Source organism: Mycobacterium aquaticum (assembly GCF_002086485.1).
Lineage (GTDB): Bacteria > Actinomycetota > Actinomycetes > Mycobacteriales > Mycobacteriaceae > Mycobacterium > Mycobacterium aquaticum.
On the sequence record NZ_MVHF01000003.1, the window covers coordinates 180,827 to 203,419 of the forward strand.

At 68.0% G+C, this 22,593-nt stretch carries 24 protein-coding genes; 17 read left to right on the forward strand and 7 right to left on the reverse strand.

Features of this window, described 5'->3' with window-relative positions:
* Positions 1-10 precede the first annotated feature (10 nt).
* The 3 genes from nadA to nadC are packed head-to-tail and all read left to right on the forward strand — an operon-like array spanning position 11 to position 3,521.
* Positions 11-1,066 (forward strand): quinolinate synthase NadA, encoded by a 1,056-nt coding sequence (gene nadA, locus BST13_RS04475; protein ID WP_083161035.1) that lies wholly within the window; start codon positions 11-13, stop codon positions 1,064-1,066.
* Positions 1,063-2,664, forward strand: a complete 1,602-nt coding sequence (locus tag BST13_RS04480; protein WP_083161037.1) for an L-aspartate oxidase — start codon at positions 1,063-1,065, stop codon at positions 2,662-2,664. Before nadA ends, BST13_RS04480 begins: the two co-directional genes overlap by 4 nt.
* Positions 2,664-3,521 carry a carboxylating nicotinate-nucleotide diphosphorylase gene (nadC, locus tag BST13_RS04485; protein ID WP_083161392.1) on the forward strand — a complete coding sequence of 286 codons (858 nt, stop codon included), beginning with the start codon at positions 2,664-2,666 and terminating at the stop codon, positions 3,519-3,521. The genes BST13_RS04480 and nadC overlap by 1 nt, the downstream gene beginning before the upstream one ends.
* Positions 3,522-3,535: 14 nt before the next feature.
* Here nadC and rhtB read toward each other — a convergent pair whose 3' ends face one another.
* Both rhtB and BST13_RS04495 read right to left on the reverse strand, forming a co-directional pair.
* Positions 3,536-4,171, reverse strand: coding sequence for a homoserine/homoserine lactone efflux protein (gene rhtB, locus BST13_RS04490; protein WP_083161039.1), 636 nt, complete (start codon positions 4,169-4,171; stop codon positions 3,536-3,538).
* A 21-nt stretch (positions 4,172-4,192) separates the two neighbouring features.
* Entirely contained in the window at positions 4,193-4,603 is a 411-nt protein-coding gene (locus BST13_RS04495; RefSeq protein ID WP_083161041.1) for a nitroreductase family deazaflavin-dependent oxidoreductase, read from the reverse strand.
* Between the two features lie 90 nt (positions 4,604-4,693).
* Here BST13_RS04495 and hisD point away from each other — a divergent pair, with 90 nt between their 5' ends.
* The 8 genes from hisD to hisI are packed head-to-tail and all read left to right on the forward strand — an operon-like array spanning position 4,694 to position 11,033.
* The gene (gene hisD, locus BST13_RS04500) at positions 4,694-6,022 is read left to right on the forward strand and encodes a histidinol dehydrogenase (protein ID WP_083161043.1); all 1,329 of its coding nucleotides are present in this window, start codon (positions 4,694-4,696) and stop codon (positions 6,020-6,022) included.
* Positions 6,019-7,143: a histidinol-phosphate transaminase gene (locus tag BST13_RS04505; protein WP_083161045.1), complete on the forward strand. Its 1,125-nt coding sequence runs from the start codon at positions 6,019-6,021 to the stop codon at positions 7,141-7,143. The genes hisD and BST13_RS04505 overlap by 4 nt, the downstream gene beginning before the upstream one ends.
* Positions 7,140-7,748: an imidazoleglycerol-phosphate dehydratase HisB gene (hisB, locus tag BST13_RS04510; RefSeq protein ID WP_083161046.1), complete on the forward strand. Its 609-nt coding sequence runs from the start codon at positions 7,140-7,142 to the stop codon at positions 7,746-7,748. Before BST13_RS04505 ends, hisB begins: the two co-directional genes overlap by 4 nt.
* Positions 7,745-8,362: an imidazole glycerol phosphate synthase subunit HisH gene (gene hisH, locus BST13_RS04515; protein WP_083161048.1), complete on the forward strand. Its 618-nt coding sequence runs from the start codon at positions 7,745-7,747 to the stop codon at positions 8,360-8,362. Before hisB ends, hisH begins: the two co-directional genes overlap by 4 nt.
* Positions 8,359-9,093, forward strand: a complete 735-nt coding sequence (gene priA / locus BST13_RS04520) for a bifunctional 1-(5-phosphoribosyl)-5-((5-phosphoribosylamino)methylideneamino)imidazole-4-carboxamide isomerase/phosphoribosylanthranilate isomerase PriA (protein ID WP_083161050.1) — start codon at positions 8,359-8,361, stop codon at positions 9,091-9,093. Before hisH ends, priA begins: the two co-directional genes overlap by 4 nt.
* Positions 9,094-9,097: 4 nt before the next feature.
* Positions 9,098-9,910 (forward strand): inositol monophosphatase family protein, encoded by an 813-nt coding sequence (locus BST13_RS04525; RefSeq protein WP_083161052.1) that lies wholly within the window; start codon positions 9,098-9,100, stop codon positions 9,908-9,910.
* Positions 9,907-10,686 carry an imidazole glycerol phosphate synthase subunit HisF gene (gene hisF / locus BST13_RS04530; RefSeq protein ID WP_029367139.1) on the forward strand — a complete coding sequence of 260 codons (780 nt, stop codon included), beginning with the start codon at positions 9,907-9,909 and terminating at the stop codon, positions 10,684-10,686. Before BST13_RS04525 ends, hisF begins: the two co-directional genes overlap by 4 nt.
* A complete protein-coding gene (gene hisI, locus BST13_RS04535) occupies positions 10,683-11,033 on the forward strand; it encodes a phosphoribosyl-AMP cyclohydrolase (protein WP_083161054.1) in 351 nt (116 codons plus the stop codon). The genes hisF and hisI overlap by 4 nt, the downstream gene beginning before the upstream one ends.
* Here hisI and BST13_RS39645 read toward each other — a convergent pair.
* Positions 10,988-12,181, reverse strand: a complete 1,194-nt coding sequence (locus BST13_RS39645; protein ID WP_245839340.1) for a hypothetical protein — start codon at positions 12,179-12,181, stop codon at positions 10,988-10,990. The genes hisI and BST13_RS39645 overlap by 46 nt on opposite strands.
* Before the next feature lie 99 nt (positions 12,182-12,280).
* Complete coding sequence (locus BST13_RS04545) at positions 12,281-13,009, reverse strand: ABC transporter permease (RefSeq protein ID WP_083161056.1); 729 nt, start codon at positions 13,007-13,009, stop codon at positions 12,281-12,283.
* A gap of 322 nt (positions 13,010-13,331) precedes the next feature.
* Here BST13_RS04545 and BST13_RS04550 point away from each other — a divergent pair, with 322 nt between their 5' ends.
* The 3 genes from BST13_RS04550 to BST13_RS04560 all read left to right on the forward strand — a co-directional run bounded on the left by BST13_RS04550 (position 13,332) and on the right by BST13_RS04560 (position 16,623).
* A complete protein-coding gene (locus BST13_RS04550) occupies positions 13,332-13,931 on the forward strand; it encodes an Rv1733c family protein (protein WP_142282723.1) in 600 nt (199 codons plus the stop codon).
* 72 nt (positions 13,932-14,003) lie between these two features.
* The gene (locus BST13_RS04555; protein ID WP_245839342.1) at positions 14,004-15,641 is read left to right on the forward strand and encodes an N-6 DNA methylase; all 1,638 of its coding nucleotides are present in this window, start codon (positions 14,004-14,006) and stop codon (positions 15,639-15,641) included.
* Positions 15,631-16,623 carry a hypothetical protein gene (locus BST13_RS04560; RefSeq protein ID WP_083161062.1) on the forward strand — a complete coding sequence of 331 codons (993 nt, stop codon included), beginning with the start codon at positions 15,631-15,633 and terminating at the stop codon, positions 16,621-16,623. Before BST13_RS04555 ends, BST13_RS04560 begins: the two co-directional genes overlap by 11 nt.
* On the opposite strand, the gene BST13_RS04565 is transcribed toward BST13_RS04560, so the two are convergent.
* Both BST13_RS04565 and BST13_RS04570 read right to left on the reverse strand, forming a co-directional pair.
* Entirely contained in the window at positions 16,620-17,417 is a 798-nt protein-coding gene (locus BST13_RS04565) for an ABC transporter ATP-binding protein (RefSeq protein ID WP_083161064.1), read from the reverse strand. The two genes, BST13_RS04560 and BST13_RS04565, sit on opposite strands and share 4 nt — an antisense overlap.
* On the reverse strand, positions 17,414-18,085 hold the full coding sequence (locus BST13_RS04570; protein ID WP_083161066.1) for a FadR/GntR family transcriptional regulator: 672 nt from the start codon (positions 18,083-18,085) through the stop codon (positions 17,414-17,416). The genes BST13_RS04565 and BST13_RS04570 overlap by 4 nt, the downstream gene beginning before the upstream one ends.
* A gap of 164 nt (positions 18,086-18,249) precedes the next feature.
* On the opposite strand from BST13_RS04570, the gene BST13_RS04575 reads away from it, so the two are divergent.
* A complete protein-coding gene (locus tag BST13_RS04575) occupies positions 18,250-19,941 on the forward strand; it encodes a 2-isopropylmalate synthase (protein WP_245839344.1) in 1,692 nt (563 codons plus the stop codon).
* On the opposite strand, the gene BST13_RS04580 is transcribed toward BST13_RS04575, so the two are convergent.
* Positions 19,928-20,392 (reverse strand): peroxiredoxin, encoded by a 465-nt coding sequence (locus BST13_RS04580; RefSeq protein ID WP_083161068.1) that lies wholly within the window; start codon positions 20,390-20,392, stop codon positions 19,928-19,930. The two genes, BST13_RS04575 and BST13_RS04580, sit on opposite strands and share 14 nt — an antisense overlap.
* A gap of 52 nt (positions 20,393-20,444) precedes the next feature.
* Between BST13_RS04580 and BST13_RS04585 the strand changes: the two genes are divergently transcribed.
* Positions 20,445-21,962, forward strand: a complete 1,518-nt coding sequence (locus BST13_RS04585) for an anthranilate synthase component I (RefSeq protein ID WP_083161070.1) — start codon at positions 20,445-20,447, stop codon at positions 21,960-21,962.
* Complete coding sequence (locus BST13_RS04590; RefSeq protein ID WP_083161072.1) at positions 21,959-22,576, forward strand: TIGR02234 family membrane protein; 618 nt, start codon at positions 21,959-21,961, stop codon at positions 22,574-22,576. Before BST13_RS04585 ends, BST13_RS04590 begins: the two co-directional genes overlap by 4 nt.
* The last annotated feature ends 17 nt before the right edge of the window (positions 22,577-22,593 follow it).

Sequence of the window (22,593 nt, forward strand, 5' to 3'; positions counted from 1 at the left end):
GGAGGCCGTCGTGACGGTGCTCAATGGCACGACTGCAGGGGATCTGGCAGGCCGGATGGCGGACCAGATTCTGGACGGACCCGACGGCTATTCCGGCGTGGTCGGCGACGCCGAGTGGGCCGCCGAGATCCGCCGCCTCGTGGACCAGCGCGGCGCGACCCTGCTGGCGCACAACTACCAGCTGCCCGAGATTCAGGACGTGGCCGATCACGTCGGCGATTCGTTGGCACTCTCGCGCATCGCCGCCGACGCACCTGAGGACACCATCGTGTTCTGCGGCGTGCATTTCATGGCCGAGACGGCCAAAATCCTCAGCCCGGACAAGACCGTGCTGATCCCGGATCAGCGTGCCGGCTGCTCGCTGGCCGACTCCATCACCGTCGACGAACTGCGGGCGTGGAAAGACGAGTATCCCGACGCCGTCGTCGTGTCGTATGTCAACACGACCGCCGCGGTGAAGGCGCTCACCGACATCTGCTGCACGTCCGCGAATGCCGTCGACGTGGTGGCGTCCATCCCCGCCGACCGTGAGGTGCTGTTCTGCCCCGATCAGTTCCTCGGCGCACACGTCCGGCGCGTCACCGGTCGCACCAACATGCACATCTGGGCCGGGGAATGCCACGTGCACGCCGGCATCAACGGCGACGAACTGGCCGACCAGGCTCGCTCACACCCGGACGCCGAGCTGTTCGTGCACCCCGAATGCGGTTGCGCGACTTCCGCGTTGTACCTGGCCGGTGAAGGCGCCGTGCCCGAGGAGCGCGTCAAGATCCTGTCCACCGGCGGCATGCTCGACGCGGCCCGCGAGACCGGCGCCAGCCAGGTGCTGGTGGCCACCGAGATCGGCATGCTGCACCAACTGCGCCGGGCCGCACCGGAAGTCGACTTCCTCGCGGTCAACGACCGGGCCTCGTGCCGGTACATGAAGATGATCACGCCCGCCGCCCTGCTGCGGTGCCTGGTCGAAGGAGCCGACGAGGTACACGTCGATCCCGAGACCGCCCGGCTGGGCCGCGCCAGTGTGCAACGGATGATTGCCATCGGCCAGCCCGGCGGCGGCGAGTGAGCGGGTTGTCGGCCCGCACCGCCGGTGGCTCGTTCGCCTGCGGTGCGTCGACGCTGTGGCAGCAGCGCGCCGACGTCGTGGTGATCGGCACCGGGGTCGGTGGCCTCGTTGCGGCGCTCGCCGCCCACCGGCAGGGCCGGCGCGTGATCGTGCTCAGCAAGACCGGGGAAACAGCGACGGCCTATGCCCAGGGCGGCATCGCCGTCGTGCTCCCCGGCAACGACGACTCGATCGACGCGCACGTCGCCGACACGGTCGCCGCGGGTGGCGGGCTCTGCGATCCCGATGCGGTCCGCTCGATCGTCGCGGACGGCTACCGCGCCGTGGCCGATCTGGTGGATGCCGGCGCGCGGTTCGACGAAACCACTCCGGGCCGGTGGGCACTGACTCGCGAGGGCGGACACACCCGGCACCGGATCATCCATGCCGGCGGTGACGCCACCGGCGCGGAAGTGCAACGCGCCCTTGACCACGCCTCCGCCAACCTGGACATCCGACACAATCACGTCGCGCTGCAGATCCTGCACGACGGTTCGGCCGTCACCGGTGTACTGGTGAACAACGACGACGGCATGGGGATCCTGCATGCCCCGTCGGTGGTCCTGGCCACCGGCGGCCTCGGGCATCTCTATTGCGCCACAACCAATCCCGAGGGCTCCACGGGCGACGGTATCGCCCTGGCCCTATGGGCAGGTGTACCGGTTGCCGATATCGAGTTCATCCAGTTCCACCCGACCATGTTGTTCAACGGTGAAGTCGACGGCCGGCTGCCGCTGGTGACCGAGGCGATCCGCGGGGAAGGCGCTGTTCTGGTTGACTCGCAAGGTCTTTCGGTCACCGACGGGGTGCACCCGATGGGCGACATGGCGCCGCGCGACGTTGTGGCAGCAGCCATCGACGCCCGGCTGACCGCCACCGGTGACCCGTGCGTCTATCTCGACGCCCGCCGCATCGGTGATTTCCGGCGACGGTTTCCCACCGTCGCGGCATCGTGCGCCGCAGCCGGGATCGACCCGACCCGCGAGCCGATCCCGGTGGTGCCGGGTGCGCACTACAGCTGCGGCGGAGTGGTCACCGACGTGCACGGCCGTACCGAGTTGCCCGGACTGTTCGCCGCCGGGGAGGTCGCGCGCACCGGCATGCACGGCGCCAATCGGCTGGCCTCCAACAGCCTGCTTGAGGGACTCGTGGTGGGTGGCCGGGCGGGGCGCGCCGCCGCCGACCATGCGGCACACGCCGGTTCGGTGCGTGCCCAGGCTCCCCGCGAGCGCCGTGTCGACGTCGTCGACCGCAGCCTGCTGCAACACGCGATGTCCGCCCACGCCTCCGTGGTCCGCGACGCCGCCGGACTGGGACGGCTGCGTGAGCTGTTGGCCACCGCATCCCAGCGGGAAGCCCGCAGCCGCAAGAGTTTTGAAGATGCTGCGCTCACCGTCACGGCGCAGGCCGTTGCCGCTGCGGCCCTCGCCCGTACCGAGACCCGGGGGTGCCACCACCGTGGCGACTTCCCCGGGACCGACCCGAACCAGGAGCATCCGTTGAGCATTCGCGACACTGCCGGCGCGATCACCGCCGCAACCCCGACGGCGGTGTGCTGATGCGACTCTCAGAATCCGAGCTCGTCGAGGCCCGGGCCACCATCGCGCGGGCACTTGAGGAAGACCTGCGCTACGGCCCCGACGTCACCACCCAGGCGACCGTGCCGGCCTCGACCATGACCACCGCCTCGGTGGTCAACCGGGAACCGGGAGTCGTCGCCGGCGTCGACATCGCCCTGCTGGTGCTCGACGAGGTGATCGGTCCCGACGGATACCGGGTGATCCACCGCGTCGACGACGGAGCCCGCCTGGACGCGAAGGCCCAGGTACTGACCGTGGAGGCGCCGACCCGGCAGCTGCTCACCGCTGAGCGCACGCTGCTCAACCTGATGTGCCATCTGTCGGGTATCGCCACCGCGACCGCCGCCTGGGTGGACGCCGTCGCCGGCACCAACGCCAAGATCCGCGACACCCGCAAGACGCTGCCCGGGCTGCGTGCCCTGCAGAAATACGCCGTCCGCGTCGGCGGGGGAGTCAACCACCGAATGGGGTTGGGTGACGCTGCGTTGATCAAGGACAACCATGTGGCCGCGGCCGGTTCAGTGCTTGCCGCGCTGCAGGCGGTGCGCGCCGCCGCGCCCGAGCTGCCGTGCGAGGTCGAGGTCGATTCCCTCGAACAGCTCGACGACGTGCTTGCCGCCGGGGCCGAGCTGGTGCTCCTCGACAATTTCCCGGTCTGGCAGACGCAGATCGCGGTGCAACGACGCGCTGCCGCGTCACCGGCGACCAAGCTCGAATCCTCGGGCGGTCTGACTCTCGACACCGCAGCCGAGTACGCCGGCACCGGAGTGGACTATCTCGCGGTCGGCGCGCTCACACACTCGGTACGGGTGCTCGACCTGGGCCTCGACATCTGAGCGGCCGCGGCGGATCAGGCTACGACGCCGCGCCGTACCAGGGACAACACCACCGCTGCGGTCGCGAACAGGCCGGAGAACACCCGGTTGAGCACGGTCTGTTGGCGCGGGGTATGCAGCCAGGCCAGGAGCCGCGCGGCCCCACCGGTGTAGAGGCTCATGACCACGGCGTCGACGCACACCATCGTCACGCCGATCGCCAGGTACTGCGGCAGCAAGGGGGCCGTCGGCACGACGAACTGTGGCAGCACTGCGACCAGGAACACCAGACCCTTCGGGTTGGTGGTGTTGACCAGGAACCCGCGCGCCACCAGAGCCGCCCGGCCCCGATCGGCTGCGGTGCCGAGCCGTTCACGCAGGTCCTGCGATGCGCTGCGCCACTGATGGATTGCCAGGTAGATCAGGTACGCGACGCCGATCCACTTCACGATCTGGAAGGCCAGGATCGAGCTGGCGATGGCGGCACCCAAGCCGACCGCCACCAGCACCAGCTGCGTGAGCAGCCCCAGTTGCAGACCCAGCACACTCCACGAGCCGCGGCGAATGCCGTGCGTCAGGCCGGTGGCCATGGACTGGATCGCCCCGGCCCCCGGAGACACACTGATCGCGATCGACGCGCCGAGAAACGCCAGCCAGACCTGCCATGTCATGGCAGCAGTCTGACAGGGCTGTCAAACAATATCCGCGACGAAAACCCCGGTCCGGCGGCCCGCGACGCGTGCGATCCGAGGCAGCGACGCGTCATCGGTGCCGGCAGGCAGCACCCGCGGGTTGGTGATGTGGACGTCACCGCGGAACAGATGGACGTCCGCCTCGCCCGCGGCCAACACGTTCTTGACCCAGTTGGTCTTGCCGTGCGCGAGCAGCACCGCAAGCGTGTTGCCCTTGCGGTAGCTGGTGACGATGGTTTCGTACGGCGTGCCCGACGTGCGCCCACGGTGCTTGATCACGGTGAAACCGGGCAGACGCTTCGACAGTGGCTTCAGCGCCGGGTTGATGTACTTGATCTGAAACCGTTCCAGTGCGGGCGGAATGAGCATCGGTACGCCCGGGGCGTTGTTGGGGTGATCCTTCGTGGACATCTCGACTCCATTCGCCGGTTTGCGACCACCCTACGACGCTTACCTGCCCGGATTTTTATTCAACTGGACTGATCAGGGACAATCGAAGAGATGGCCGAGTTTCAGATGTCCCGTATCGACCTGCGCAACCGCGAGATGAGTGCCGCGCAATTGCGCGCTGCCCTGCCCCGCGGTGGTGTCGACGTGGACGCAGTGGTTCCCAAGGTCCGTCCGATCGTCGACGCGATCGCCGAGCGGGGCGCCGTGGCCGCCCTGGATTACGGCGAGTCCTTCGACGGTGTCCGGCCCGCGGCGGTGCGCGTCCCGGCCGAGGCCTTGGCGCAGTCCCTCGCCGAACTGTCCCCGGATGTGCGGGCGGCGCTGCAGGTGTCGATCGACCGCGCCCGCGCCGTGCATGCCGATCAGCGCCGCACCAACACCACCACGACGCTGGCGCCGGGCGCGACGGTCACCGAACGGTGGGTCCCGGTCGAACGGGTCGGCCTCTATGTGCCGGGCGGCAACGCGGTCTATCCGTCCAGTGTGGTGATGAACGTGGTGCCCGCGCAGACCGCCGGGGTTGATTCCCTGGTGATCGCGAGCCCCCCGCAGGCGCAGTTTGGCGGGCTGCCGCATCCGACCATCCTCGCCGCCGCGGCGTTGCTCGGTGTGGACGAAGTGTGGGCGGTCGGCGGGGCTCAGGCCGTCGCGCTGCTCGCCTACGGTGGCACCGACACCGATGGAGCCGAGCTGGCCCCGGTCGACATGATCACCGGACCGGGCAACATCTACGTCACCGCAGCCAAGCGGATCTGCCGTTCACAGGTGGGTATCGACGCCGAGGCAGGTCCGACGGAGATCGCGATCCTCGCCGACCACACCGCGGACCCGGTGCACGTGGCCGCCGACCTGATCAGCCAGGCCGAGCACGACGAGATGGCCGCGAGCGTGCTGGTCACCGACAGTGTGGCCCTCGCGGATGCCACCGACCGTGAGCTGGCCAACCAGCTCGCCACCACCGTGCACGTCGAGCGGGTGACCGCGGCCCTGACGGGTCAGCAGTCGGCCATCGTGCTCGTCGACGACATCCCAGCAGGTATCCGGACAGTCAACGCCTACGCGGCCGAACACCTGGAGATCCAGACCGTCGACGCCGCCGGGGTCGCCGATCGGATCCGGTCGGCCGGAGCGATTTTCGTGGGCGCCTGGTCACCGGTGAGCCTGGGCGACTATTGCGCGGGGTCCAACCACGTGCTGCCCACCGCCGGCTGTGCACGGCACTCCAGCGGATTGTCGGTGCAGACCTTCCTGCGCGGCATCCACGTGGTGGAGTACGACGAGGCAGCGCTGAAAGATGTGTCAGGCCATGTGATCACGTTGTCGAAGGCGGAGGACCTGCCGGCGCACGGTGAGGCAGTACGACGGAGGTTCGAGCGGTGACAGAGGTGACCTTGGCGGATCTGCCGCTGCGGGACAACCTGCGGGGCAAGTCGCCGTACGGCGCACCGCAGTTGCAGGTTCCGGTGCGGCTGAACACCAACGAGAACCCGCACCCGCCCACCCAGGCGCTCATCGACGACGTCGCAGCGTCGGTGCGCGACGCCGCGGCCGAGCTGCACCGCTATCCCGACCGTGACGCGGTGGCTCTGCGCGCTGACCTCGCGGCCTATCTGACGTCGGCCACCGGAGTGCGGCTCACCACCGAAAACCTCTGGGCTGCCAACGGTTCCAATGAGATCCTGCAGCAACTGCTGCAGGCTTTCGGCGGCCCGGGCCCCCGGGCGCTCGGCTTCGTGCCGTCGTATTCGATGCACCCGATCATCTCCGACGGCACCCAGACAGATTGGCTGCAAGCGTCCCGTTCGGACGATTTCAGCCTGGACGTCGACGCAGCCGTGGCCGCCATCAAGGACCGCAAGCCCGACATCGTGTTCGTGACGAGCCCGAACAACCCGTCGGGACAGAGTGTTCCGCTTGAGGATCTGCGGCGTCTGCTCGATGCGATGACCGGCGGCGTGCTCGTCCTCGACGAGGCTTACGGCGAGTTCTCATCACAGCCCAGCGCCGTCGCGCTGCTGGCCGAATATCCCGCGAAGCTCGTCGTCAGCCGCACCATGAGCAAGGCGTTCGCGTTCGCGGGCGGCCGGCTGGGATATCTGGCGGCCGCCCCAGCGGTGATCGACGCGCTGCTGTTGGTGCGGTTGCCGTACCACCTGTCGGTGCTCACCCAGGCCGCGGCCCGCGCGGCGTTGCGGCACGCCGATGACACCCTCGGCAGTGTGGCAACCCTTGCCGCCGAACGGGATCGCGTGGTCGCAGAGCTGACCCGCCTGGGCTACCGCGTGATTCCCAGCGACGCCAACTTCGTGCTGTTCGGGCACTTCGCCGATGCGCCGGCAACGTGGCAGCGCTACCTCGACGCGGGCGTGCTGATCCGGGACGTCGGCATCCCCGGATACCTGCGCACCACGATCGGCCTGGCGGCGGAAAACGATGCCTTCCTGGCTGCCAGCGCGGACCTCGTCAAGACCGAACTCAACAGCACTGTAGGAGCATCGTGACCCGTCGGGCGAAAGTCGAACGTAAGACTCGCGAATCCGAGATCGCCGTCGAGATCGACCTCGACGGCACCGGTGTGGTCGACATCGACACCGGCGTGCCGTTTTTCGACCACATGCTGACCTCGCTGGGCACCCACGCCAGCTTCGACCTGACCGTTCAGGCCAAGGGCGACATCGAGATCGAAGGCCACCACACAGTGGAGGACACCGCGATCGTGCTGGGCCAGGCCCTCGGCCAGGCGCTGGGGGACAAGACCGGCATCCGGCGGTTCGGTGACGCGTTCATCCCGATGGACGAGACGTTGACGCACGCCGCGGTGGATGTGTCGGGCCGTCCGTACTTCGTGCACACCGGCGAGCCGGACTACATGGTCGAGTTCACCATCGCCGGGTCCAGCACGCCCTACCACACGGTGATCAACCGCCACGTGTTCGAGTCGATCGCGTTCAACGCCCGCATCGCCTTGCATGTGCGCACCATCTACGGTCGCGATCCGCACCACATCACCGAGGCCGAGTACAAGGCCGTCGCCCGCGCGTTGCGCCAGGCCGTCGAATACGACCCGCGGGTCACCGGGGTGCCCTCCACGAAGGGCAGTTTGTGACGAAGAAACTCGTTGTTCTCGACTACGGATCGGGGAATCTGCGCTCGGCACAACGGGCCCTGCAGCGCGTCGGTGCCGATGTCGAGGTGACTGCCGACCCAGGTGCCGCCGCGGCCGCCGACGGCCTGGTGGTGCCCGGTGTCGGTGCCTACGAAGCATGCATGAAGGGTCTGCGGGCCATCGGCGGGGAAAAGATCATCGCCGACCGGTTGCAGCAGGGGCGCCCGGTGCTCGGCGTCTGCGTCGGCATGCAGATTCTGTTCGCCCGCGGTGTGGAGTTCGGCGTGGAGACCGTCGGCTGTGGTCAATGGCCCGGAGCCGTCACCCGGTTGGATGCCCCGGTGATCCCGCACATGGGCTGGAACGTGGTCGAGGCCGCGGCCGGAAGTAGGCTGTTCCGCGGACTGGACGCCGACACGCGGTTCTACTTCGTGCACTCCTATGCCGCACAGGAGTGGTCGGGCAATTCCGACGCGTTGGTCACCTGGGCCACCCACCATGCTCGGTTCATCGCGGCGGTCGAGGACGGGCCGTTGGCGGCCACGCAATTTCATCCGGAGAAGAGCGGCGATGCCGGTGCCACGCTGCTCGCGAATTGGGTTGAGGGACTGTGAGTTTGATTCTGTTGCCGGCCGTCGACGTGGTCGAGGGCAAAGCGGTTCGTCTGGTTCAGGGCAAGGCAGGCAGCGAGACCGACTACGGTTCGGCGCTCGAAGCCGCGATGGCCTGGCAGCGTGACGGTGCGCAGTGGATCCACCTGGTGGACCTCGATGCGGCCTTCGGCCGGGGGAGTAACCGCGAGCTGCTGGCCGAGGTCGTCGGCAAGCTCGACGTCGACGTCGAACTCTCCGGCGGTATCCGCGACGACGAATCGCTGAAGGCCGCGCTGGCCACGGGCTGTGCGCGCGTCAACATCGGCACTGCGGCCCTGGAGAACCCGAAGTGGTGCGCGGCAGCCATCGCCGAGTACGGCGACAAGGTGGCCGTGGGCCTGGACGTGCAGATCGTCGACGGTGCCCACCGGCTGCGTGGCCGCGGCTGGGAAACCGACGGCGGCGATCTGTGGGAGGTACTGGAACGCCTTGAGCGCGAAGGCTGTTCACGGTATGTCGTCACCGACGTCACCAAGGACGGCACGCTGACCGGGCCCAACCTGGAGTTGCTCGGCGCGGTCGCCGAACGCAGCGGCGTACCCGTCATCGCCTCCGGCGGGGTGTCCAGCCTCGAGGACCTACAGGCCATCGCCACGCTGACCGAGCGCGGTGTCGAGGGGGCGATCGTCGGGAAAGCCCTCTACGCCGGACGATTCACGCTGCCCGAGGCGCTTGCTGCGGTCAGCGGCTGAGCGGATGGATCCCAACCGGCTGGCCGCACTGCTCGGTACCGCGGCCGAGATTCTCGACGAGGCGTCGGCACCGTTCATCGCCGGGCACCGGGCCGATTCCGCGGTTCGCAAGCAGGGCAACGACTTCGCGACCGAAGTCGACCTGGCCATCGAGCGGCAGGTCGTCAGGGCTCTGACCGAGGGAACCGGGATCGGCGTGCACGGCGAGGAGTTCGGTGGTGAGCCGATCGACTCCGAACTGGTGTGGGTGCTCGACCCGATCGACGGCACCTTCAACTACGCGGCCGGTTCACCGATGGCCGCCATCCTGCTGGGGCTGTTGGCCGATGGCGAGCCGGTCGCGGGTCTGACCTGGCTGCCGTTCACGGGGCAGCGCTACACCGCACTCGTCAACGGACCGCTCTACGACAACGGCGAAGCGCTTCCGCAACTGGGCTCTCCGACGCTGGCCGACTCCATCGTCGGGATCCAGACCTTCAACATCGACTCACGCGGCCGGTTCCCGGGCCGATACCGCGCGCAGGTGCTGGCGAACCTGAGCCGGGAGTGCTCGCGGGTGCGTATGCACGGTGCCACCGGCGTCGACCTGGCCTATGTGGCGGCCGGAATCCTCGGCGCCGCCATCAGTTTCGGGCATCACATCTGGGATCACGCGGCAGGTGTGGCCCTGGTCCGGGCGGCCGGCGGTATCGTGACAGACCTCGCAGGCGAGCCGTGGACAGTCGAGTCGAAGTCGGCGCTGGCCGCCGCACCCGGTGTGCACCAACGCATGCTGGAGATCGTGAAAGCCGCGGGCAGCCCGGAGGATTACCTGTGACCAGTGACGTTGCGACTCGGGTGATTCCGTGTCTGGATGTCGACGACGGCCGTGTCGTCAAAGGCGTCAACTTCGAGAACCTCCGCGACGCGGGGGACCCCGTCGAGCTGGCGGCAGCCTACGACGCCGAGGGCGCCGACGAGCTGACGTTCCTGGACGTGACCGCATCGTCGTCGGGCCGCTCGACCATGCTCGAGGTGGTCAAGCGCACCGCGGAGCAGGTGTTCATCCCGCTGACGGTAGGCGGCGGCGTGCGCTCCGTCGAAGACGTCGACGTTCTGCTGCGCGCCGGCGCGGACAAGGTCTCGGTGAACACCGCGGCCATCGCCCGTCCCGAACTGCTCGCCGAGTTGGCCCGCCAGTTCGGCTCCCAGTGCATCGTGCTCAGTGTCGATGCCCGCACCGTGCCGTCCGGTGCCGCGCCAACGCCGTCCGGCTGGGAGGTCACCACCCATGGCGGGCGGCGCGGAACGGGTATCGATGCCATCGAATGGGCGGTTCGTGGCGCCGAGCTCGGCGTCGGTGAGATCCTGCTGAATTCGATGGATCGCGATGGCACCAAGGCCGGTTTCGACCTGGCCATGTTGCGTGCGGTGCGCGCGGCGGTCAGCGTGCCGGTGATCGCCAGCGGCGGGGCCGGTGCGGTGGAACATTTTCCGCCCGCGGTTGTTGCAGGTGCCGACGCCGTCTTGGCCGCCAGCGTGTTCCACTTCCGGGAGCTCACCATCGCCGAGGTCAAGTCGGCGATGGCAGCGGAAGGAATCACTGTGCGATGAGCACACTCAATGCGGATATCGCGGCGCGGCTCAAACGCAACGCCGACGGCCTGTTCACCGCGGTGGTGCAGGAGCGCGGGACCGGCGACGTGCTGATGGTCGCCTGGATGGACGACGACGCGCTGGCCCGCACGCTGGAAACCCGTGAGGCAACCTACTTTTCGCGTTCGCGCGGCGAGCAGTGGATCAAGGGCGCCACGTCCGGGCACACCCAGCACGTGCATTCGGTGCGGCTGGACTGCGACGGCGACACGGTGCTGCTTGAGGTCGACCAGGTCGGCGGAGCCTGCCACACCGGCGATCACACCTGCTTCGACGCCGATGTGCTCCTCTCGCCCGAGGGCTGATCTACCCAAGGCATCGCCGTAGGTTGCTCTGTCACGGACGATTGCCATGGCGAGCCCTGCGTAAGCGCGGCGAGTTCGTGCGCATGCTGCAGGACCGCGAGGCGGGCCAGCATCCGTTGGCGTAGCGATTCGTCATCGGCGACGCCCGAAGCGACCAGTGCTCGCTCCAGCTTGGCGGCCCGCGACCACGGGTGCCTGTATGGGCGGCTGAGCGTTGCGGCTCGGTATGCCTTGCGATCTCGGGTGCGCTGGGCGGCGTCGCGGCCGTCGTCGCCGAGCCCGAGCCGGCCCAGGAAACGTTCGCGTAGTTCGCGGCCGACACGTACCGCGATGCCTGCGTCCTGGTGGTGGGTGCGCAGTTCGAGGCCCAGGCCGAGGTGAAGCATCACGGTGCCCAGCACCGGGCCGAGCAGGATGCGGCCAAGGGCTTCGCCGGGGCTGGACATGGCCCAGGCCATGTAGGCCATCGCCGCGCACATTGCCCACACGATCGTGCGGAATGAGCCGGGATGTCCAGTGCGGTGAACGTTGACGGCCATTCCCGCGCCGCACACGAAGAGAGCGAGTTCGGCTACGGCGAACATCACCCAGCGTTCGGCGTTCTCGGTCGGGATGTGTAGTACGACATCGAAGAAGCGCCAGGATGTGTTCAGCGACACGGTCATCGAGACTGCAGCGACGGCGTAGCACGCGAACGCGACCCACGGTGTTCGTGGCTCGGGCAGTGCGTGGACGGTATCGCGCGGACCATCGACCGTGCGCTCATCCGACGTGTCGATACCTGCCCCGTTAACGGTTTCGTGATTGGCGGCGGGAGCATTTCGGGGTTCGAACAAGAACGCGGTTGAGGCAGCGTCAGTGCCGACGCCTGCGGTCAGGGCTTCGGAGCCATGCGCGTCGCGGTATGCCTTTACCTCCGGTGAGACTTTCCGCAACGCGACGGTGTGCCCGTAGCGAGCCAGCCAGGCGACCACCTCGGCCGGCTGGGCGCCACCGAGCACATCCACGGCGTAGCGGATCTTGGTGACGTCATTTTTGGCTAGATCCAAGACTTTTCGGTGTTGGTCAACAGTGTTCGAGGTGGCCGGTCTTTGGCTGTCGCGGTCCTGATATGTGGCCTGCTCGTCTGCTGCGATCGGTGCGGTCACCGCGGATGTCCTCTTTGCTCGAAGGTTGTCGGTCCCGCAGCATCGCACGACGGACCGACAAGCAGACCGCTGTGACGATGCTCGTCGACGGCCGAGCCGTCAGACCGCAAGGACGGGTGAGCGGCCCAGGATGCGCACCAGCAGAGTGGTCGCGACGGTCTGCGCGGTGATCAGGCACACCAGCACCACAACCTGGAACCGGCCGGCCTCCAACGGCGGAGCGCCGGCCATCAACGCACCCACGAAAGCCCCGGGGAGTGTGACGAGCCCTGTCGTCCTGGTCTGATCGAGGACCGGGCGCACGGCATCTCCGGCCGCAGCCCGGCCGATGTGCACCACCGACTGACTCGGTGTCGCGCCGATGGCCAGCCAGCCTTCGATCTCGGCCCGCGACTTGACCGACATCCGTTGAAAATTGCGGCCTGCCAAGGTGGTGGCGGTCATCGTCGAACCGATGACGATGCCGCCGAGCGCGATCACGAACCGGCTCTCCAGCGCCAACATGTGCAGCCCGAACGCCAGGCCGATGGTCAGCGCGCTCGCCGCCACCGTCGACAGCACCACCGCGAGCGGGCCGCCGTGCAGATCCCGCAGTCTGCGGGCCGCCGTCCACGCCGCCACGCTGACCATCACCACCAGTGCCAATGCCACCAGCGCGGGGTGGGTGAGTACGCCGCGCAGCGCGAGACTGATCAGCGCCAACTGACCGAGCGCGCGGATGACCGCCCACCAGGGTGCGGCAGCATGCTCGATCTGGGCCCACCACATCACCGCCGAGGTGAGGGCGAGCAGGACCGCGGCGCCGAGCAGCAGGGTGGCATACGGCATATGAGCATCACACCACTGTGACCGGCGCCGCGGGAGCGACGGTGGTCGATCCGGCAAGGTCTCACGCTCATCGACCGATGCTGTCCAATACGGCGAATTTCGCCGCTCGCGCTCCTTCACGTATGCAAGGGCAAACTGTGATCGCCGCCACTCTCCGCTAACTTCACCGCGCCAGCTCCGCGCACCGAAGTTTGCCCCATAACAGCGTCGGACCTGTGATTTTCGTCGCCCCGGCCAGGCGCGACTGGCAAAGTGGTCAGTGCTAGTGACACCATCGAAATGTGTTGGTAATAGATTCGAAAACTAGGCTTGGACTGGTGTGATGTATAGCACGTTGTCGCGCACCCTCGGCCGCAGGTGGGTGTTCCGTGGGCTGGCTCGCAACCCATTGGCCCGGATGACCGATCGCGTCGAAGCGTTTGCGATTTTGGGTGTTCTTCTCACTGCTCTTCTCGTCGTCCCGACGGCCGTTCAGTCGGGCACCGACGCATACTCGGCAGACCTGCGTGCGATCGCCGAGCAGACCCGGTCACTGCACTCGACGAATGCCGAGGTTCTCCGCGGCACCGTGCAGGGCGCGCAGCGGTACTCCACCGGTCTGCCTGTGCTGGTCCAGTGGCGCGAGGGCTCGCAGACCCGAACCGGGCGCACAACGTTCTCGACGCCGACCTCGACCGGCCAGCAAGTGGTGATCTGGCTTGATCAGAAGGGCAATGTGGTCGATGCCCCCAGACGTAAGGCCGATGCCCAGTTGACCGCCTTTGTGCGGTCGGCCGGTGTGTGGCTCGGTGCCGTTGCGTTGAGCGTGCTGATCGCCTATCTGGTGCGTCGGTTGCTCGACCGGGTGCGCGCCAACGCTTGGGAGCGTGAGTTGCAGCTTCTGGCACACAACGACGACGGCTGGGCCAACCGGCGCATCTGACCGGATCCGTTGGGCAAGCCGCCCGGCGTTGCGGTGCGTGGGCTTGTCGGTGGCTTCGATAACAATGACGGGGTGACCGACAGCGCAGCCCATTCCGACGGCGATTCCGCCGCGGCGCGCAAGGCGCGTGGTGCCTTCTTCACGCCCGTCGAGATCACTCGGTATCTCACCCGGTGGGCCGTTCGCAGTACCGATGACCGGGTTTTCGAGCCGTCAGCCGGTGACGCGGCATTTCTGCTCGCTGCCACCGAGCGCCTGCAGCATCTCGGCGCTTCGGCCCCGCGGGTCGACGGTGTCGAGATCCACGCCGCCAGTGCGGCCGCCGCGCGGCGCCGGGTGGCCGAGGCCGGTGGCACGGCACAGATCCGCACCGCCGACTTCTTCGACGTCGCCCCGCGGCCGGAATACACCGCCGTGATCGGCAACCCGCCCTACATCCGCTACCAGGACTTCCGCGGGCAGGTACGCGCCCAGTCGCGGCGCGCGGCGCTACAGGCCGGCGTGGCATTGTCCGGGTTGGCTTCCAGCTGGGCGGCCTTCACCGTGCATTCCGCACTCTTTTTGCGGCCCGGCGGCCGGATGGCGCTGGTGCTGCCCGCAGAGTTGCTGAGCGTCAACTATGCCGCGGCCGTACGCAAGTTCCTGTTCGACCGGTTCGCCCACGTCGAGCTCGTGATGTTCGACGAGCAGGTGTTCCCCGAGGCTGAAGCCGACATCGTGCTGCTGTTGGCCGACGGCTTCGACCAGGGACCGTCCGGCCACGCCGTCATCCACCGGGCCCACAATGCCGTATCGCTGACATCCGAACTGGTACAGCGCAATTGGTCGCCGCGCGACCCCGCCGACAAATGGGTCAGCGGATTGATCGGCAACGGCCCCGTCGACGCGTTGCACGCCTTGCACACCGCGGGCCGCTTCGCTCACCTGGAGCTGTGGGGAGACACCACGCTGGGCATGGTGACCGGCAACAACGGATTTTTTGCGCTGTCACCGGACCGGGTTCGCGAATTGGGGTTGCGCCGCAGCGATCTGCTCCCGCTGTCCCCGCCGGGCAGCGCCCACCTGCGCGGCCTCACACTCACCGCCGATCAGCTGGGCCAGCTGGGGGAGCAGGGCAAGTCCACCCAGCTGTTCCGGCCGGCAGGCCGGTTGTCGGCGGCGGCTCAGCGCTACCTCGACGCGGGGCATGCCGCCGGGGTGCACCTGGCCTACAAGTGCCGGGTTCGCACGCCGTGGTACCTCGTGCCGCTGGTTGCGCCGGCAGACCTGTTGCTGACGTGCATGAACGCCGACACCCCACGGTTGGTGACCAACCGGGTCAAGGCTCATCACCTCAATTCGGTGCACGGCGTGTATCTGCGCGACGGGCTGGCCAACCTCGGGCGCGACCTGCTCCCGTTGGCGGCCTTGAATTCGGTGACGCTGCTGCACGCCGAGATGACCGGCCGGTCGTACGGCGGCGGAATTCTGAAAATCGAACCACGCGAAGCGGATCGGTGGCTGGTGCCGGCGCCCGAGCTCATCGTCGAACGCGCGCCGCAGCTGCGTGCCGTGCGGCGGAGGACCGCGTCTTTGCTGCGCAACGGTCAGTTGCTCGACGCGGTGTACCTCGTCGACGACGCACTCGGATTGTCGGACCTGGAATCCATTCGCACAGCGCGGCATTCATTGGCCACCCGGCGGGCGGTAAGGTCGCGGCGTGCCCGCTGAACCGTCGACGAAAGCCACCGCCTGGGCCATCTTCGACCGGATCGTCGCCGATGCCGCGCCCGGCGGTGAGCACACCAACCCGTGGGTACGCTGCGGCGACGAGCTCACCTACCGACCCGACTTCCGGGTGCTGCGCCGGCTTCTCGGTGTGCCACTGCATCTCGATGCCCCGTCGACGACGGGTGTGCCTGCGCTGGCCCTCGATGTGTGGCTGGCGTATGAGCTGCGCCGCGCCGGCTTCGACACCGACGCGGTATGGCCCCGGCCGACCGAGCCGCGGATCATGCCCAGCGCGATCGCCAACCTGCTCGACGGGCTGCCGCTCAAGGAGCGTCAACTCATCGAGCACCGGCTGCGCCGCTCGATGAAGGGTGTCGCCGGCTCCAGCGCCAGCATTCTCGGCAAGCACTACATGAAGCAGGTCGACGTGGTGATGTCGGACTGGGACACCGGCCCGGAGCTTCTCATCAGCACCAAGCGGATGGACTCCAGCTTCGGCAAGAACGCCGCCAACCGGGTCGAGGAGAGCTACGGCGACGCCAAGAATCTGCGGCTGCGCCATCCGATGGCCGCACTCGGCTTCGTCTACGGCCTGCGCTCCACGATCCTCACGACCGAGCCCGACAAGGCGGAATGGCTGATCGACCTGCTCGGCAAGCTGGGTACCGAGGACGACGCCTATCATGCGGTCGCGTTGGTGATGATCGATTACGACGTCGAAGCACCGGTCGAGGACGACGAGGTGGACAGCATCGAAAAGGCCGAGCCTGATGCGCTTTTCGAAATCGTCGACGTCGAGACCGCGGCGGTGGACGAGGCACTGGCCGCACTTCCCGACATCGCCATCCGCCATGACACCGTGCCGCCCGAGCTGCAGCCGTCACGTTTTCTGGCCACCATGGTCACCCGCGTCGTCGACACGACGCCGGTGACCCGGCACCGCGAAGCCCGTCGGCGCCGCCGGGAGGCGCCCGCCGGTTAGCGGATCCGGGGCCCGGCCTTGGCTCGGGCAGTCCAGCGGCCGTCGTGGAAGCCGACCTCGACCGGATGGGCGAACGCCGTCGTGACGTGATCGGTGGTCACCGTGTCCTGAGCCGGGCCGCTCGCGACGGTCCGCCCATGTGCGATCAGAAGCGCATGCGTCGTCGACGTCGGCAGTTCCTCCAGATGGTGTGTCACCAGGATCGACGCCATGTCTGGATGCGAATCGTCCAGGGTGTCAAGGGTTTCCAGCAGCTGCTCGCGGGCGGCGACGTCCAGCCCCGTGGTGGGCTCGTCGAGCAGCAGCAGCTGCGGATCGGAGATCAGCGCGCGGGCGATCAGGGTGCGGCCCCGCTCGCCCTGCGACAGCGTCGGCCATGTGGCATCGGCCCGCGCGGACAGTCCCACGGTGTCGATGAGCTCCTGGGCGCGGGCCACCTGCTCTGGGCTCGGTGTCCAGCGGGCCGCGGTGTCGATGGTGGCGGTGATGCCCGTGAGCACGACCTCGCGCACGGTCAGCGGGTATTGCAGTCGGTGCCGGGGGTTCACGTGGCCGATGGACCGCCGCAGCACCGCGAGATCGGTCCGTCCCATCTGCCCGCCCAGCACGCGCACCGTGCCGGTCGTCGGAAAGGTCACGGCTGCACAGAATCCCAGCAGCGTGCTCTTCCCGGCGCCATTCGGGCCCAGCAGCGCCCAGTGCTCCCCGGATTGCACGGTCAGCGAGATGCCGTCGATGATGTGCTTGCCGTCGCGGCGGAATGTGACGTCGCTGATTTCCAAAACCGGTGTCATGAAAAGGATTCCTTCAATGCGCTCAGGTGGGTGCGGCTGGAGGCCGCCGCGGCGGCGGGGTCCCGCGCGATGATCGCGTCGGCCAGTTGCTGGTGCAGGTCGTGGTCACACGGTTCGGATGCGATGGGACGGATCTTGAGCATGTCGATCATCGCCAGCCGCAGTCGCGGCAGGAACGCGTCGAACAACTGGGTCAGCACATCGTTGTGCGCGGCGGTGATCACCGCGCGGTGAAACGCCATGTCGGCGTCGACGTGCTCGGGCACCGACTGGCCCGTCACACCGCGGGCCGCGAGGGTACGCCGAATCGTCCGCACGTCTGCCGGGGTGCGCCGGGCTGCCGCCAACGCGGCGCCCTCGGCCTCGATGGCGATGCGGGCTTCGATCACCGAGGCGATGTTTGCGCCACGCAGCACCGTGTCCCAGTCCTCGGTGACATCCAACGCCGTGACGAACACCCCGGCGCCCTGGCGGCTTTCCAATACACCTTTGCCTGCCAGTTCGCGGATGGCCTCGCGCAGCGTCGAGCGACCCACCCCGAGTTGGGCGGCGAGCGTGGTTTCGCCGGGGAGGCGGTGGCCGAGCGGCCACTCGCCGTCTCGGATCCGCGCCAGCAGCAACTGCGCCGTCTGCGCAGCCAACGGGTGGCGTTGCACCTGGGAAATCATCACAACCTCTCTACTTGTCTGAGGAGTTGTGTATATTCTAGCCATCATGACGCGCGTGCTTCTCCTTAGCTGCCTCGGCAGGGCCTGACCGACCGGCCCCCTGCCGCGGGGCTGTCGTTGCGCCGGTCGATCCATCACCGACCGAGCAGAAAGCGCACACCAGCATGAGCCAAACCCCGACGTGGAACCGGCAGCAGCCCTCGACGATGCCGTCGCATCGCTATGCATCCGTCTTCGACCGCGTGGATGTTCCACTCACACAACGCCATTGGCCCGACGCCCGATTCACCGCGGCACCCCTGTGGGTGCCGGTGGACCTGCGCGACGGCAACCAGGCACTGGCCGAGCCGATGGACCCGGCCCGCAAGCGACGTTTCTTCGAACTGCTGGTGGCCATGGGCTACAAGGAGATCGAGGTGGGCTACCCGTCGGCGTCGCAGACCGATTACGACTTCGTGCGGCTGCTGGCCGACTCCGACATCGCCCCCTCCGATGTCGGAATCGCGGTGTTCACCCCGGCCCGGCGCGATCTCATCGAGCGCACCGTGGAGTCGGTGCGAGGCGTCCGCAACGAGGTCGTCATCCACATGTACACGGCCACCGCGCCGGTGTGGCGCAACACCGTGTTGGGCAAGGACCGCGGCGAACTGCGCGAGCTGATCCTGTCCGGCGCCCGCGACGTCCTGGAGTTCGCCGGCGACCTGCCCAACGTCCGCTTCGAATTCTCGCCCGAGGTGTTCAACCTGACCGAACCCGATTACGTGCTGGAGTTGTGCGACGCGGTCACCGAACTGTGGCAGGCCAGCACGGACCGGCCGGTGATCCTGAACCTGCCCGCGACGGTCGAAGTGGCCACTCCCAACGTGTACGCCGACCAGATCGAGTACATGCACCGCAACCTGACCCGTCGCGACAGCGTCATCCTCTCGGTGCATCCGCACAACGACCGCGGCACCGGTATCGCGTGTGCCGAACTCGCAGTGCTGGCCGGCGCGCAGCGGGTCGAGGGCTGCGTCTTCGGCAACGGCGAACGCACAGGCAACGTCGACATCGCCACGCTGGCGTTGAATCTGCACGCCCAGGGCGTCGACCCGATGATCGATTTCTCCGACATCGATGAGATCGCCCGCACCGTCGCCTACTGCACGCGCATGCCGATCCCTGAGCGCCATCCCTACGTCGGCGACCTGGTGCACACCGCGTTCTCCGGCACGCACCAGGACGCCATCAAGAAGGGCTTGGCCGAACATCGGGACAGGGCCGCCGCCGAAGGCCGGTCCGAGCGTGAAATCGATTGGCGGGTCCCGTATCTGCCGATCGACCCGGCCGACATCGGACGTACCTACGACGCGGTGATCCGGGTCAACTCGCAATCGGGCAAGGGCGGCATCGCCTACCTGCTGCTCACCGACTACGGCCTGGACCTGCCCCGCCGGTTGCAGATCGACTTCGCCCGCCGTGTCCAGGAGCACACCGACAGCCACGGTGCGGAGGTCACCGCAGCCGAGCTGTTCGACCTGTTCGATGCCGCATATCTGCAGCCGGGCGGCCCGGTCGAGCTGAAGGACTGGCATACCGGCCGCGACGAGACGACCGCGATCACCCTCGTCGTCGACGGCCAGACCCGGACCAGCACGCATCACGGGATCGGCCCACTGGATGCGTTGACGGCAGCGCTCAGTGCCGTCGGGCGCGATGTCGAGGTGCTGGGGTTGACCCAACAGTCCGTCGGTCGTGAGGCGGTCAGCTACCTGGAGTACCGCTGCGGCGGCAGTACCGGGTGGGCATGCGGTCGCAGCGATTCGGTGCTCGCCGCGTCGATAGCGGCGGTGCTGCGGGCAGTCAACGCGCCCTGAGCACCTCCAGCGCCTTGTCGGCGTGGGTGTCCATGCTGATTTCGCTGGAGATCACGTCGAGCACGGTGCGATCGGTGTCGATGACGAACGTGGTCCGCTTGACCGGCATCAGCTTGCCGAGCAGGCCACGTTTGACACCGAAATGGCTGGCCACTTTCCCGTCGGCATCGGACAGCAGCGGATAGTCGAACCGCTGGATGTCGGCGAACTTGGCCTGTTTGGCGACCGGGTCGGTGCTGATGCCGACCCGGGACGCACCGACCGCGGCGAACTCGGCGGCCAGGTCGCGGAAGTGACACGCCTCCTTGGTGCAGCCGGGCGTCATCGCCGCGGGATAGAAGAACAGCACAACAGGCCCATCGGCCAGCAAACTCGTCAGACTGCGTACCGTGCCGGTTTGATCAGGGAGTTCGAACTCGGCAACGGTGTCACCCGTCTTAAGAGGTGTCATGGGCGTCCACGCTACGCCGACTCATCGCTGCCAGTCTGGGAGGATCGTCTGCGTGCACACGCTTGCTTCCACCACGTCGCGTGAGGATTTCCGGGCGCTGGCCGCCGAACATCGGGTGGTCCCCGTGACCCGCAAGGTACTGGCCGACAGCGAGACGCCGCTGTCGGCGTACCGCAAGCTGGCTGCCAACCGGCCCGGAACGTTCTTGCTGGAATCGGCCGAGAACGGCCGGTCGTGGTCGCGATGGTCGTTCATCGGCGCCGGCGCGCCGTCGGCGTTGACTGTCCGCGACGATCAGGCGGTGTGGCTGGGCACGACGCCGCAGGACGCCCCCAGCGGCGGCGATCCGCTCGAGGCGATCCGCACGACGCTCGAGCTGCTGGCTACCGCTGCGGTGCCCGGGATGCCGCCCCTGTCCTCGGGCCTGGTGGGCTTTTTCGCCTACGACATGGTGCGGCGCCTGGAGCGGTTGCCTGAACTGGCGGTCGACGACCTCGGCCTGCCCGACATGCTGCTCCTGCTGGCCACCGACATCGCGGCGGTCGACCACCACGAGGGCACCATCACCTTGATCGCGAACGCCGTCAATTGGAACGCCACCGATGAGCGCGTCGACTGGGCCTACGACGATGCGGTCGCACGCCTCGACGTGATGACGGCGGCACTCGGGCAACCGTTGGCCTCGGCGGTGGCGACCTTCAGCCGTCCCACCCCGGAGCACCGGGCGCAGCGCACCGTCGAGGAGTACTCCGCGATCGTCGAGAAGCTGGTCGGCGACATCGAAGCCGGCGAGGCGTTCCAGGTGGTGCCGTCGCAACGGTTCGAAATGGACACCACGGCTGACCCACTCGACGTCTACCGGCTGTTGCGGGTGACCAACCCCAGCCCGTACATGTATCTGCTCAACGTCCCGAATGCCGAAGGCGGACTGGACTTTTCGGTCGTCGGCTCCAGCCCGGAGGCGTTGGTCACCGTCACCGACGGGCGGGCCACCACCCATCCCATCGCGGGCACCCGCTGGCGCGGCGCCACCGACGAAGAGGACGTGCTGCTGGAGAAGGAGTTGCTGGCCGACGACAAGGAACGCGCCGAGCACCTGATGCTGGTTGATCTCGGCCGCAACGACCTCGGTCGCGTGTGCCGACCCGGCACCGTGCGCGTCGAGGACTACAGCCACATCGAGCGCTACAGCCACGTCATGCATCTGGTGTCCACGGTCACCGGCGAACTCGCCGAGGGTAAGACCGCACTCGACGCGGTCACGGCGTGCTTCCCGGCCGGCACCCTTTCCGGCGCGCCCCAGGTGCGCGCCATGGAGTTGATCGAGGAGGTCGAGAAGACGCGGCGAGGCCTGTACGGCGGCGTGCTCGGTTATCTCGACTTCGCGGGCAACGCCGACTTCGCCATCGCCATCCGTACCGCCCTGATGCGCAACGGCACCGCCTACGTGCAGGCCGGCGGCGGAGTCGTGGCGGACTCCAACGGTCCCTACGAATACAACGAGTCGGCGAACAAGGCCAAAGCGGTGCTCAACGCGATCGCCGCCGCCGACACGCTCACCGAACCATGATGCGGATCGCGCAGGTTCTGCTCGTGGCCGCGGCCCTGGCCCTGTGGGGCGCGTCGCGGATGTCGTGGGTGCAGGTGTCGTCGTTCGACGGGCTGGGACAGCCCAAGAACACCTTGCTGACGGGTGCCATGTGGTCCACGGCGTTGATCCCGCTCGCACTGGTGGTGCTGGCGGCCGCTGTCGCGGTTCTGGCGGTGCGGGGCTGGTTGTTGCGGCTGCTGGCACTGCTCGTCGCCGTCGCCAGTGCCGGTATGGGTTATCTGGGAATCAGCTTGTGGGTGGCCAAGGACGTCGCCGTCCGTGCCGCGGACCTGGCTCTGGTCCCGGTGGCGCAGCTGACCGGCACCCATCAGTACTACGGCGGCGCCGTGCTGACCTTGGTAGCCGCCGTGTTGGCACTCGCCGGCGCGGTGCTGCTCATGCGGTCGGCGACCGGTGCCCGCGCAGTAGCGTCGCGCTATGCCGCGCCGGCGGCGCGCCGGGCCGCCGCGCAGGGCGAGAACTCCGACGCCCCAATGTCCGAACGAATGATCTGGGACGCCCTCGACGAGGGGCACGATCCGACGGGCGGGCAGAACGGCGAGCAGTCCGATCCGGACAACAAGGGTCGGTGACAGCAGAAGGTGTGGCG

What these genes read in the sequence shown, in the direction of transcription:
- nadC (WP_083161392.1), top strand. Translation starts at nt 2,664, where the DNA reads ATGCGACTCTCAGAATCCGAGCTCGTCGAGGCCCGGGCCACCATCGCG.
- rhtB (WP_083161039.1), bottom strand. Translation starts at nt 4,171, where the DNA reads ATGACATGGCAGGTCTGGCTGGCGTTTCTCGGCGCGTCGATCGCGATC.
- BST13_RS04495 (WP_083161041.1), bottom strand. Translation starts at nt 4,603, where the DNA reads ATGTCCACGAAGGATCACCCCAACAACGCCCCGGGCGTACCGATGCTC.
- hisD (WP_083161043.1), top strand. Translation starts at nt 4,694, where the DNA reads ATGGCCGAGTTTCAGATGTCCCGTATCGACCTGCGCAACCGCGAGATG.
- BST13_RS04525 (WP_083161052.1), top strand. Translation starts at nt 9,098, where the DNA reads ATGGATCCCAACCGGCTGGCCGCACTGCTCGGTACCGCGGCCGAGATT.
- hisI (WP_083161054.1), top strand. Translation starts at nt 10,683, where the DNA reads ATGAGCACACTCAATGCGGATATCGCGGCGCGGCTCAAACGCAACGCC.
- BST13_RS04545 (WP_083161056.1), bottom strand. Translation starts at nt 13,009, where the DNA reads ATGCCGTATGCCACCCTGCTGCTCGGCGCCGCGGTCCTGCTCGCCCTC.
- BST13_RS04550 (WP_142282723.1), top strand. Translation starts at nt 13,332, where the DNA reads ATGTATAGCACGTTGTCGCGCACCCTCGGCCGCAGGTGGGTGTTCCGT.
- BST13_RS04565 (WP_083161064.1), bottom strand. Translation starts at nt 17,417, where the DNA reads ATGACACCGGTTTTGGAAATCAGCGACGTCACATTCCGCCGCGACGGC.
- BST13_RS04570 (WP_083161066.1), bottom strand. Translation starts at nt 18,085, where the DNA reads ATGATTTCCCAGGTGCAACGCCACCCGTTGGCTGCGCAGACGGCGCAG.
- BST13_RS04575 (WP_245839344.1), top strand. Translation starts at nt 18,250, where the DNA reads ATGAGCCAAACCCCGACGTGGAACCGGCAGCAGCCCTCGACGATGCCG.
- BST13_RS04580 (WP_083161068.1), bottom strand. Translation starts at nt 20,392, where the DNA reads ATGACACCTCTTAAGACGGGTGACACCGTTGCCGAGTTCGAACTCCCT.
- BST13_RS04590 (WP_083161072.1), top strand. Translation starts at nt 21,959, where the DNA reads ATGATGCGGATCGCGCAGGTTCTGCTCGTGGCCGCGGCCCTGGCCCTG.